This window comes from Spiroplasma endosymbiont of Panorpa germanica (genome assembly GCF_964019765.1).
GTDB lineage: Bacteria > Bacillota_I > Bacilli_A > Mycoplasmatales > Mycoplasmataceae > Spiroplasma_B.
The window spans coordinates 463,068-475,955 of the sequence record NZ_OZ026461.1; the positions used below are offsets into that span (position 1 = coordinate 463,068).

Here is a 12,888-nt window from a genome sequence, read left to right on the forward strand (position 1 = left end):
TTATATATTTAATATAAATAAATGCTGATAATTTTTTCTAATTAGGATAAATTTGTTGATAAAAATATCTTATATGGTATATTAAAAAAGAAAGGAAATATTATTTATGTCAAAAGCAGAAATTTTAACAGATGATAAGACCTTAGTAAGTGACAAAAAAGTTGCTGAAAAGAAATTATCATCAAAGTTGGCAAAAGCAAATTCAGGCCAATCAAGTTGAAATAAATTTTTAAGTCTTCTTCAAGAACTTGGTAAAGCACTACAATTCCCAATTGCTGTGCTACCATTTGCAGCGATTTTAAATCGTTTTGGAGCCTTAGGAATTCAATTTACAACAGATGCTGCTGGTGAAATCACAAACCAAGCAGGTTACTGAATTTCGTTCTTTTTCCAAGCACCGGGGGGGGTTGTGTTTGATAACCTACCGTTGCTATTCGCAATCGGGGTGGCTTTTGGTTTAGCCAAAGATCACCGTGGTGAGGTCGCCTTAATTAGTACTGTATTTTATCTAATTATTGTGGCAATGACAGGAGCAGAAAGAAGTCTTCCTGTGGCAATTTATAAAACTTTATTACCATTTGAAGCAGCAGATGGGACTAAGTTCTCTAGCCTATTCTTTGTACCAGTCTACAAAGAAGGCGCTATTGTTGGGGGAGCTTATGTTTTAAGTGTTGGAGTTCTTGGAGGAATAGTTGCTGGATGTTTATCAGCATATCTATATAACCGCCTAAAAGAAATCGAATTACCTCAAGCATTATCGTTCTTTTCAGGACGTCGTTTCGTACCAATGGTGGCTATGGTTGTTGCCATGGGGGTTGCATTGGCTTTCGCTATTGTATGACCATGAATTCAATTCGTATTAATGAAATTTGGTAATTTAGTTGCTGATCCAACTAAACCAGAAGTAGCGGTTCCTGGAACTGCAATGTTTGCAGCACTAAACCGTTTCCTATTACCATTTGGACTACACCAAATTTTAAACACATTCTTCTGATTCCAATTACCAATTAAAGGGGTTGTAATTGACCCAATTACTGGTAATGCTGGAACAAATGAAATTTGAGTAAGTGGGGATATTAATGCCTTCACCAAAGGAATTGAAGGATCTGGATTATTCCAAGGTGGTTGATTCCCAATTATGATGGGTGGAATGCCAATGGCAGCCGTGGCCATGATTATGGCTGCACCAAAAGAAAAACGTCAACAAGTGGCTGGTTTCTTGGGTGGGGTAGCAGCAGTTTCATTTATTAGTGGAATTACTGAACCAATTGAGTTCTCATTTGTATTTATTGCACCAGTTCTATTTGGAATTCACGTTGGATTAAGTGCGGTATTCTTTGCAGTATCAACTGCTATGAGAATTCAAATTGGATTTGGATTTAGTGCCGGATTAATCGACTACATTGTCTCGTTTGCTCAATCGTGAGGATTCTCACAACACAATACTGGAGCATTCAGAGTATTATCAAACCCATTAATGACTTTAGTATTAACAGCAGGAGCTGGAGCAACATACTACTTTATTTTCTACACTGTGATTGTTAAAATGAATATTCAAACACCAGGACGCGAAATCGAAGTTGATGGAGCAGCACCAGTTGCTTATGTAAAAGCTGAAAAAACTAAAGGTAAAAAAGACTTTACTGCAAAAGCAAATGCTATTATTGAAGCTTTAGGAAGAGATAACATTGAAATTGTTGATAACTGTACAACTCGTTTACGTTTAACTTTAAAAGATGTTAATGATCCAAAAATCAATGATGCAGCAATTAAAGCAGCAGGGGCCTTTGGTATTAAAAGACTTGGGGACAAATCAATGCAAATTGTTTTAGGACCCGATGTTCAACAAGTTTCAACAAAAATGAAAGAATTATTGGACAAATAAAAAAAGTGGTTTTTACCACTTTTTTTATTTAGAAGAGTTATTTATATTTTAGTTATTATTATTGTTTAGTGATGGGCATAGTCCCCATAGCTATTGTGAGTGTGGTAAGTTTCATATTTAACAACAACTTCACCAACAGCTAAATTAGCATCTAGGGCAATAATAGTTGATTGTTGATTATTATTTATAACTCCTTCACGAGTATCCACGAAGAAGTATTGGAAGCCTAAGTTTCCAATTGTGGTTGGATTTTTCTCGCGAATTTTTTCTCACAGTTCATGAATACGAGGAGCCTTATCAAATCCAGCTCCAAATCTTCCTAGTTCTTTATTAACAATAAGTTTTTGAATATCCAATTTTTCACTTTTATATGGTACAAGATTATAGGTTACTTTGATTTCTCCGGTAAAAGAGTGAGCTCCCGGCTCAGCAATCAGGGTTGCACTTTTTGTTGTACTATCAACATTAGGTTTAAATTTCAAATCTTGAATTGATAAAAATCTTTTAGTGTAACCTTCTTTTTCAGGTTCTAAATCCGGATTCAATTTTTTGATTCCAATGAAAATTGAATATAGTTCCGGGGGAGCGTAAGTGTGTTTAACTTCTAAATCTCCTAGATCTAAAGTTTTAACCGCATCACTTAATTGTGTTTTACCTCTACCCTCAACCTTTGTTTGACAAGCTGTTACAGTTAATACTGGAGTTACTGTCAAAGACAGAGCTCCAAACATTGCTAATAACTTTTTCAAATTAGCCTCCTTCTTTTAAAAAATATTCAGTAGTAAAACTTTCTCCATCTTGTCATTACTGGTTAACAGTTATGCTAACTCAAATATATTAACATCTTTATTTCAAAAGGGAATAACTATATGAAACTTTTTGAATTTTTTTTGAAATATTTTTTAAATTATATTTAGTTATCAAATTATTTTTATCTTTTTTATTCTAATTTTTTAAAAAAATATTTTTTAAAATTAAAGAATATTTCTCAAAATATACTTAAAAAATATTTTTAGGTTAGTAGTTGTAATTTATCTTTTTTTAATAGTGTATAATATACTTGTATATAAAAAAAGGAAAGCGACTATGAATAAAAAAGTACATTTTAAAGAGTATCAAAAATTTATTAAACAATTCCAAAAAATTAGTTTTACCAACTTAATCTTATTTATTTGTGACTTGATCATATTTTCTGTTATTTTTACAGGATTCATTTTAGAAGTGAGTAGTATTTTAGATTCTAGTAATGGGGAAAAAACTGTGGCTTACGTAGTTTTAGTTTTATCATTTTATATTTTAATCAAGTTCACGATTACTAATTTCTTTTACAATAATATTTATTTTGTGAAACTGCACATCTATAATAAAGAAATTGTGATTGACGATGTCAAAATCGAGAAGAATGAAAATATTTGCATGACTCCATTTTGATTTTTAACAATTTTAATTTTAATAAATATTTTTTCAACTATAATAATAAATTATCAAGCAGATACTGCTTTTGAAAATAAACCAATTATTTCTGCTTGTGTTTCGACAATGGCTAGCATTTTACTAATTCCATCTTTTTCTGCAATTCTAAATAAGGTGACTGAAATCAAAAAACCAGTAGTTAACAATTATACAAACCTAGTCAAGCAACAATTCGTTAGCTTTGAAAAAATATTTGAAAATTATGAAGAATCAGAAAATTTTGAATTTATTAATTTTAAAGAGCTTTCGCTGCAAAGTAAAAAGGGTATTTTCCTAATAACTAAAGATAAAAAAAATAAATCAGAATTTGAAAAATTTAATAAAGAAATTATTGAAATCTATGATATCATCTGAAAGAAATATTATCAGCTTCTGTACTCAACTAGAAATATTAACTCCAAAAGCAAAACACAATATTTGATTGAGAGACAATTTGATAGTATTTTTATAAATTTCTTAGAATGATAAAAAACGTTATTTTCTTTAAATAATAACTTGTTTATAATGAGTTATTATTTTTTTTACTTGGTAAATTAAGGTAATATATTTCTGCCTTTAGAATTTAATTTAGAAATAATTTTTAATTTCATTGACTTTAAATTTTAAGGTGTTATTCTATTTGTAAGGATGAATCCGGTATGAATATCAACCTAATGTTGTTATTTAAAAGATTCTTCTAAAGATTTCAGATTAGAAGAAATAAGATTAGTAAAGTTATTTATTGATTGAATCGAGGTTTTCTATGAAGGATTTTACCATTGTTGATAATTATATTAATGGTAATTTAGTAAAAAATAATAAGGATAATAAATATTTAGATTTGATTAATCCTGCCAATAAAAAAATTATTGGAAAAGTTATCTTATCTGATAAAGATGATATAGAAGAAATTATTTCTTTTGCAAAAAAAGGTTTTAAAGTTTGAAGTAACTATTCAACCCCGAAAAGAGTTGAAGTAGTTTTAAATTTTTTAGAACTAGTTAGAAAAAGTAAGCAAGAACTAGCTGAAATAATAACTATTGAAAATGGCAAACCAATTTTTGAGTCATTGGGTGAAGTTCAAAGAGGAATTGAAAGCATACAACACGCAGTTACTACAATGAATTTAGCAATGGGGGATTCGTTAGGAAATATTGCGACGGGAGTTGAGGCTACTAGCTATAATTACCCAATAGGGATAGTAGCGGGTATTTGTCCTTTCAATTTCCCAATGATGGTCCCTTGCTGGATGTTTCCACTAGCAATAGCTTTAGGTAATTGTTTTGTATTAAAACCTTCTGAGAAAACTCCACAACTTAGTTTAGAGTTGGCTCGACTATTTACTAAAGCTGGTTTACCTGAGGGAGTTTTAAGTATTCTAAATGGTGGCAAAGAAGCTGTGGATGCAATCATTGAAAATAAAAATATTAAAGGTATTTCTTTTGTTGGAAGTAAAAGAGTTGGACAATACATTTATCAAAAAGGATCTGAAAATTTTAAAAGAGTGCAAGCTTTAACAGGAGCTAAAAATCATTCTATTATTTTAAAAGATGCTAATATAGACCATGCTGTTGATCAAATTCTTAAATCAGCATTTGGTTCTGCGGGTCAAAGATGTATGGCTTGTTCGGTTGTAGTTATTGAAAATCAAGTTGCTGATGAATTTTGTCAAAAATTAGTTACCAAAGCTAAGATGCTTAAAATCGGAGATGGTTTGGTAAAGGATACAACTTTGGGTCCTATAATTAGTGAGCAAAGTTTGAACAATATTTTGAAATATATCGAAGAAGGAATTGCTCAAAAAGCGAAACTGATCTTGGATGGTAGAGAAGTTATGGATGATAGTGGATACTTCATTGGGGCAACTATTTTTGATGAAGTCACAAGTGAAATGAGTATTTGAAAAGAAGAAATATTTGGTCCGTTACTATCTATTGTTAGAGTTGATAATTTACAAGAGGCCATTGCAATCACAAATGAATCAGATTTCGGTAATGGTGCTTGCTTATTTACAAATAATGCTGCTTCAATTAGAACTTTTCGTGAAAATATTGATGCTGGTATGCTTGGAATCAATTTAGGAGTTCCTGCACCGATTGCTAGTTTCCCGTTTTCTGGATGAAAAGATTCATTCTTTGGAACTTCGCACACAAATGGTAAAGATGGGGTAGCTTTCTATACCAGAAGAAAAGTTGTCACAGCACTTTTGAATATTGGTAAAGCCAAATAATGAAAAAAAATTTAATTCACAGGAAACCGAATCAATCTGAGTCAAGTTTTTTAGAATTACATAACATAGATATGGAAAATTCAAATTTAAAATATATTGAGTTTAAAGTCATCAAGATGAGAAAGGGACAAAAATGATCTTTTTCAAACTACAGTAATGAAGTTTGCGTAGTTATTTTAGAAGGGCAATTGAAAATCAGAAGTTCAAAAGCTAATAAAGTATTTTCCTTATCACGAGCAAAAGGGGTTTTTACAAAAATTCCAAGTGATAGTTTGTATGCCGGAGATAATGATGAATTAAATTTTGATTCGAAAAGCGATTGTGAATTTTTAATAGCAATTGCTAAGGCAATTAAAAGTCTTGAAACAGTATTAATAAAATCTAGTAGCGTCAGAATTGAAAAAAGAGGGAAACATGGTAATTATAGAACAGTTTTTAATATTTTAGATGATCAAAGTGAAGTTTCAAGTAGCCTAATAGTTGTTGAAGTTTATACAGATCACGGAAATTGAAGTAGTTACCCACCCCATAAACACGATACCTTTATCGAAAATCAAGAAAATATTTTAGAAGAAACCTATTTTCATAAAATAAGTTCTAAGAGCGGATTTGTGTTGCAAAGAATTTATGATAATGGTAAAAATGACAATACTTTTGTGGTTAAAGATGGGGATGTCGTTCTTGTAAAGAGTGGTTATCACCCAGTTTCTGTCCCACCAGGATACAATTCTTACTATCTAAATATTATGGCAGGACCAATTAAAAAATGAAATTTTACAAATGACCCTGACCATGAATGAATTATTTCAAAATAGAATTAAGAGGTTAAATATGAGTGAGTTAGATATAATAACTTTTGGTAGAGCTTGTATAGATTTAAATTCAATAGAAGTTAATGTACCCATGGAAGAAACAAAAACTTTCGCTAAATATGTGGGGGGATCACCTGCAAATATTGCCATTGGATGTGCTAATTTAGGATTGAGAACTGGTTTTATTGGAAAGCTCTCAAGTGATCAACACGGTCGCTTTATTAATAATTATTTAATGGAAAAAAACGTAAACACAAGCGGTGTTGTTTGAGATCGTGATAATCATAAGAGTGGTTTAACTTTTACAGAAATTTTAAGTCCTCAAGAATGTAGTATAATGATGTATCGTCAAAAGGTTGCTGATTTATTTATTAAACCCAGTGAATTGGATGAGGATTTTATCAAAAGCGCTGGGATAGTTTTAATTTCTGGCACCTCATTAAGTAGTAGTCCCTCAAGAGAAACTGCCTTAAAACTCTTAGAAATTTGTGAAACAAATTTTATTCAGGTTATTTTTGAATTAGATTATCGACCATATAGTTGAAAAAATGATATTGAAACTTCAATTTACTATAATTTAGTTGCTAATAGATCGCAAATAATTATTGGCACTAGAGATGAATTTGACAAAATATTTTCAAAAAATAAATTAACAGATTTACAGATTGCTGAAAATTATTTAAATCAAAATTCTCATTTAGTTGTAATTAAACACGGAGAGCAAGGATCAAAAGCCTTTCTAAAAGATGGCACAATTGTTCAAGCTGGAGTTTTTAAAACCAAGATATTGAAGACGTTTGGAGCGGGAGATTCTTTTGCATCAGGTTTTATTTATGGTTATATCAAAAATGAAACAATCAAAAAATCTTTATTAATGGGTAGTGCTGCAGCATCCATTGTTGTTGGCTCTCATAGTTCATCAGATGCATTACCAGATTTAAAAGCTATTAAGGAATTTATGATTTTGAATGAAGGTGAAATTAATGAAGTTAGTTAAATTAACAGTAGGACAAGCGATTATTAAATTCATCGATAACCAATATCTTTTATTTGATGGGGTAGAAACCAAATTTGTTGAAGGGGTTTTTAACATTTTTGGTCACGGTAATGTTTTAGGTTTAGGAATTGCTATGGAAGAATCAAATCATTCTTTAAAAGTAATTCAAGGAAAAAATGAACAAGGAATGGCAAATGCTGCAATTGCTTTTGCCAAGGAAAATTTACGTCGAAAAATATTTGCTGTGACAACTTCAATTGGACCAGGATCAACAAATCTAATAACAGCTGCGGCAACAGCTTTTGTAAATAATCTTCCGGTTTTATTATTTGTTGGTGAAACATTTTCATCTAGACAACCAGATCCTGTACTACAACAAATTGAAGTTGAACAAAGTAATTTGATCACGGTTAATGATTGTTTAAAACCGGTGTCAAGATATTTTGATAGAATCTATCAACCTCAACAATTAATGTCGGCTTTAATTAGAGCTTTTGAAGTTCTCACAGATCCAAAATCTCAAGGACCAGCAACTATTTGCTTACCCCAAGATGTGAGTAACAAATATTTTGAATTTGAAGAAAGTTTTTTCAAAAAACGAGTTCACTATATGAAACGTGTGATTCCTGATGATTTTGAAATAAATAAATTTGCACAAATAGTACAGAAATCACAAAGACCTGTAATTACTGTTGGTGGGGGAGTTAAGTATTCTGACGCCAGTGAAATTGTTATGCAAATTAGTGAAAAATTTAATATCCCTATTGTTGAAACCCAAGCGGGTAAATCCGCCGTCCCCTATAATTTTTTAAATATCTTAGGGGGAGTTGGGGTGACTGGTAACCAAATCGCCAATGAAGCAATTCACAAAGCAGACTTAGTCATAAATTTAGGAACGCGACTAACTGACTTTACAACTAACTCCAAAAAGTCATTTTCCAACACGAATGTTGAAGTAGTTAATGTGAATATCAACAGATTTCAATCCATGAAAATAGATGGTTTTAGCGTAGTTGGCGATATTAAAATAACCCTAGAAAAATTGCTAAACAAAATTCCGAATTATAAAAGTCAATATGATGATCAAATCTATAAATGAAGAGCTAATTGGGCTCAAGAAATAGAAAGAATTGAAAATTTAAAAGAAAATTTTCAAGAACTGATTCAAATTGAAAATCATTTTGACGAAGTTAAAATGAAGGATTATTCAAATAGTTTATCAACTATGTTATCTCAGGCACAAGTGATAGTTAAATTGAACAAGTTACTCCCTGACAATAGTATTGTTGTTGGTGCGGCCGGTAGTTTACCTGGAGATTTACAAAGATTATTTGAAACAAAAATGAAAAACGGATATCACATGGAGTATGGTTATTCTTGCATGGGCTATGAAATAGCTGCAGCCCTTGGGGTTAAGATTGCTAATCCAGATAAAGAAATTTTCGCTTTTGTTGGTGATGGTAGTTTTTTGATGCTGCATACTGAATTGGTGACAGCTTTACAATATAACTACAAGATAAATATTTTGCTATTTGATAACTCTGGTTTTGGATGTATAAATAATTTACAAATGGATATTGGTGGTAAAAGTTTTTGTACCGAATTTATCAATTTTGAAAATCAAATAATGAATATAGATTATTCAACAATTGGAAAAGGATACGGACTTGAAACTTTTAAAGTTAACAAAATTGATAATCTAGAAACCGTTATCAATCAAGCTTTGAATAGTTGCAAATCAACATTGATAGAAATTAAAGTACTTCCCAAAACAATGACCAAAAATTATGGGGGATGATGACATGTTGGAGTCCCTGAGACTAGTAACAATAAGGATGTTAGTTTAGCTAATAAAAAAATTAATGAAGAACTAGAAAAAATCCGTAAATATTAGTAAGGAAAGTAGAGGTTATTTTATGTTAAATAACTACGAAATTAAATTAGCTATTGCTCCAATCGCATGAACCAATGATGACATGCCTGAGTTAGGAGCGGAAAATACTTTTGAACAATGCATCAGTGAAATGGCTTTATCAGGTTTTCAAGGAACTGAAATAGGAAATAAATACCCAAAAGATCCTGAAGTTTTAAAAAGATTTTTAGAACAAAGAAACCTGAAGGTTGCTAGTGCCTGGTTTAGTGCCTTTTTAACAACCAAAACGTTTGAAGAGGTGAAGATGGACTTCATTAACCACCGAGACCACTTACATCAATTGGGTGCTAAAGTTATTGTTGTGTCTGAGCAAGGCCATAGTATTCAAGGAGATTTCACCAAAGCAATTTTTAACGATAAGCCAATTTTTTCAGAAAATGATTGAAAATTATTGACAACAGGACTTGAACTTTTAGGTGATTTAGCTCATGAAAAAAATATGGAAATAGTTTATCACCATCATATGGGTACAGGAGTGCAAACAACAAGTGAAATTGATCGCTTGATGCGTGAAACCAATGAGGATAAAGTTAAACTACTATTGGACACAGGACACTTGCTTTACTCGGGAGAAAATCCCTTTGAAATATTTGATAAGTACTCACATCGAATCAAACATATGCATTTTAAAGACATTCGTTCAGATAAATTAGCTCTGACAGTGGAGAAAAAACTGAGCTTTTTAGAATCAGTAAAGATTGGTGTTTTCACTGTTCCAGGAGATGGAATCTTTGATTACAAACCATTTGTGGAAAAAGTTAAGGCTGCTAATTATCGCGGTTGAATAGTGGTAGAAGCAGAACAAGATCCAGCCGTTGCCAATCCCTTTACGTATGCGCTTATAGCTAGAAAATATATGAAAGAAAATTGTGATATTTAATTTTCAAGAGGAGGAATTAAAATGAACAAAAATATTGTAGGAATCATTGGCTTAGGCCGAATTGGAAAACTTCATTTTGATAATATAATTAATTATCAAGGAGTCGAAATAAGATATGTTTTTGATGCTTTTGCAACTGATTTAAATGATTATCTAAAAGATTATCCTAACGTTAAAGTTGTTAAAGACTATGAAGAAATTCTAAATGATAAAGAAGTTAATGTGGTTTTTGTATGTACACCAACCACAACCCATTCAGAGATCATCATTAAAGCTGCTAACGCTGGTAAAAATATTTTCTGTGAAAAACCGATTAGTTTTTCAGAAGAGGAAACATTGTCAGCTTATGAAGCTGTTGAAAAAGCTAATGTAAAATTTCAAATTGGTTTTAATAGAAGATTTGATAAAAACTTTATGGATGCAAAAAAAGCAATTTTGGATAACAAAATTGGGGAACTACATATTTTGAACATTACTTCACGTGACCCTGAACCCCCAAATTTAGATTATGTTAAAAAATCTGGGGGAATTTTTATGGACATGTCAATTCATGACTTTGATATGATAAGATTTATCTCAAGCTCTGATGTTGAAGAGGTTTATGTAAATGGAGCTGCTCTGGTTAATCCCGACATTGCCAAAGTGGATGACATTGATACAGCACTAATTTCGCTGAAACTTAAAAATAAAGCAATTGGTTCAATTGATAATAGTCGTCAAGCAGTATATGGTTATGACCAAAGACTTGAAGCTTTTGGTAACTTAGGTAAAGTAAATGTTAAAAATAATTTACAAGATAACATTTGTATCGCCAATAGCGATAGTGTTATGTCAGCCAAGCCTCAATGATTCTTCTTGGAACGTTACAAAGAAGCTTATATCCTAGAAACAAAATTATTTTTTGAAGCTGTAAGTAACAATAAAGAAACTTGTCCTAATTTCTTAGATGGAATTAAGGCACAAAAAATTGCTAAAGCTGCAAAAGCATCACTAATTAGTGGTAAACCAGAAATAGTTGAGAATGTAGATTAATATTTTTCAAGTTAGTTGGTTATCACACAACTAACTTTTATTCGTCTCGGCGTAAAGGAGTTATATGAGTGAATTTACTTCGTTTCTAAAGGACTTCTTTGGGTTTCCTGCAATTTTAATAGGTATTTTTGCCTTATTGGGAAATCTGTTGCAAAGAAAATCTTTTACAAAATCGATTGTATCAACTCTAACAGCTGCTCTTGGATTTTTGATTCTACAAGCAGGTGGAGGTTTTATATCCGAAGTTCTGGTAAAATTTTCTTCGGGTTTTAAAGCGCTATTTGGGATAGAAGGGGTTTTACCAAACTCTGATCCTCTAGCAATTAGTATTTTAGCCACAGTAGCTGATGTAGCGACAATGGCATCATTTATGTTATTGATTTCGATCATTTTAAATGTTATCCTGGCTAGAGTAACAAAATTTAAATATATCTTTTTAACAGGTCATCATGCTTTGTATTCTTGTGTTGCCTTAGCGTTTTTATTTAAGGTAGCTAATATTAGTATTTCCACAGACTGGTGATATTACATAATTGTTGGTTCAGTTATTATTTCCCTTTATATGTTATTAACCCCAGCGATGACAAGCAAACAAATGCAATTCTTAACTAAGTCAGATAAAATTTTTATTGGACATAGTAACTCGCTTGGTTTTGCAATTGCTGGTCAAATTGGTAATTGGGTTGGAAAAATCAAAAAAGGAAATGTTAAATCAACAGAAAATATTAATTTTCCAAAATGGCTTTCTGTTTTTAAACATTCAGCTGTTTCGGTCACCATAACGATGTTTATTTTGTTCTCAATAATTTACTTTTCTCTATGAGCCACTCAGGGCCGTGCAGTCATGGAAAGTATTGGAATTTTACAAAAAGGAGAATCACCAATAGCGTTAGTATTCATCTTATCCCTAAAATTTACAGCTGGATTAGAAGTATTAATGTTTGGAATTCGATTAATGATAGGGGAGTTAATGCCGGCTCTGGAAGGAATTAGTAAAAGATTTATTCCAGGAGCTCGTATGGCAGTTGATTGTCCAGTAGTGTTTAATTACGCCCCCACAGCAGTTTTGATCGGCTTTCTAAGCAGTTTAGTCGGGGGCATTGTTGGATTTGGAATATCAGTTGGACTAAATAGTGCCGCTCCCGCTGTTATAAGTGCGGTAATTATTCCAGGAATCGTGCACCACTTTTTTACAGGTGGGACAGCAGCCACGTTTGCTAATGTAAATGGGGGAATAACTGGAGCTATTTTAGGATCCTTTACTAATGGTTTGATAACAACTTTTGTTCCAGTTATGTTTTTAGCAATGCAATCAAGTTTTAATTTCAATTTCCAAGAAGGAAATGCGCTATTATTTGCTGAAACCGATCATACAATATTTGCAACAATTGGTTCGTTTTTGCAATGAGCCCCCGCAAAATGAATTGTTTTGGTATTAGCCTTTATTGTTCTAATATATTTGGTGGTTGATGGAGTTATTCATGAAGTCAAAGATCGTAAGATCAACCCAGATAAATACTTAAAAATCAAAGAAGAACGTTTAGAGGAAAAAACTAAATTCCTAAATGAAAGAAAACTTCTCAGAGATGAAAAGAAAAAACTGCAGGAGTTAAAAAAAATTAAGAGATAGTTATTAACTCAAAAAATCTTTCACTTTTTGTGAAAAA

At 31.6% G+C, this 12,888-nt stretch carries 10 protein-coding genes; 9 read left to right on the forward strand and 1 reads right to left on the reverse strand.

Features of this window, described 5'->3' with window-relative positions:
* Nucleotides 1-106: 106 nt before the first annotated feature.
* Complete coding sequence (locus tag AACK87_RS02135; RefSeq protein ID WP_338973013.1) at nt 107-1,885, forward strand: PTS transporter subunit EIIC; 1,779 nt, start codon at nt 107-109, stop codon at nt 1,883-1,885.
* A 65-nt stretch (nt 1,886-1,950) separates the two neighbouring features.
* On the opposite strand, the gene AACK87_RS02140 is transcribed toward AACK87_RS02135, so the two are convergent.
* A complete protein-coding gene (locus AACK87_RS02140) occupies nt 1,951-2,634 on the reverse strand; it encodes a lipoprotein (protein WP_338973015.1) in 684 nt (227 codons plus the stop codon).
* A gap of 337 nt (nt 2,635-2,971) precedes the next feature.
* Here AACK87_RS02140 and AACK87_RS02145 point away from each other — a divergent pair, with 337 nt between their 5' ends.
* From AACK87_RS02145 to AACK87_RS02180, 8 genes are all read left to right on the forward strand, one after another.
* Nucleotides 2,972-3,826 carry a hypothetical protein gene (locus AACK87_RS02145; RefSeq protein WP_338973016.1) on the forward strand — a complete coding sequence of 285 codons (855 nt, stop codon included), beginning with the start codon at nt 2,972-2,974 and terminating at the stop codon, nt 3,824-3,826.
* 274 nt (nt 3,827-4,100) lie between these two features.
* Nucleotides 4,101-5,567 (forward strand): CoA-acylating methylmalonate-semialdehyde dehydrogenase, encoded by a 1,467-nt coding sequence (locus AACK87_RS02150; protein ID WP_338973018.1) that lies wholly within the window; start codon nt 4,101-4,103, stop codon nt 5,565-5,567.
* A complete protein-coding gene (gene iolB / locus AACK87_RS02155; protein ID WP_338973019.1) occupies nt 5,567-6,382 on the forward strand; it encodes a 5-deoxy-glucuronate isomerase in 816 nt (271 codons plus the stop codon). The genes AACK87_RS02150 and iolB overlap by 1 nt, the downstream gene beginning before the upstream one ends.
* Before the next feature lie 16 nt (nt 6,383-6,398).
* Nucleotides 6,399-7,376 carry a 5-dehydro-2-deoxygluconokinase gene (gene iolC / locus AACK87_RS02160; RefSeq protein ID WP_338973020.1) on the forward strand — a complete coding sequence of 326 codons (978 nt, stop codon included), beginning with the start codon at nt 6,399-6,401 and terminating at the stop codon, nt 7,374-7,376.
* A complete protein-coding gene (iolD, locus tag AACK87_RS02165; protein WP_422397199.1) occupies nt 7,360-9,270 on the forward strand; it encodes a 3D-(3,5/4)-trihydroxycyclohexane-1,2-dione acylhydrolase (decyclizing) in 1,911 nt (636 codons plus the stop codon). Before iolC ends, iolD begins: the two co-directional genes overlap by 17 nt.
* Nucleotides 9,271-9,292: 22 nt before the next feature.
* Nucleotides 9,293-10,189, forward strand: a complete 897-nt coding sequence (iolE, locus tag AACK87_RS02170; RefSeq protein WP_338973023.1) for a myo-inosose-2 dehydratase — start codon at nt 9,293-9,295, stop codon at nt 10,187-10,189.
* A 21-nt stretch (nt 10,190-10,210) separates the two neighbouring features.
* A complete protein-coding gene (gene iolG, locus AACK87_RS02175; RefSeq protein ID WP_338973024.1) occupies nt 10,211-11,221 on the forward strand; it encodes an inositol 2-dehydrogenase in 1,011 nt (336 codons plus the stop codon).
* A gap of 64 nt (nt 11,222-11,285) precedes the next feature.
* Nucleotides 11,286-12,851 carry a PTS ascorbate transporter subunit IIC gene (locus AACK87_RS02180; RefSeq protein ID WP_338973026.1) on the forward strand — a complete coding sequence of 522 codons (1,566 nt, stop codon included), beginning with the start codon at nt 11,286-11,288 and terminating at the stop codon, nt 12,849-12,851.
* The last annotated feature ends 37 nt before the right edge of the window (nt 12,852-12,888 follow it).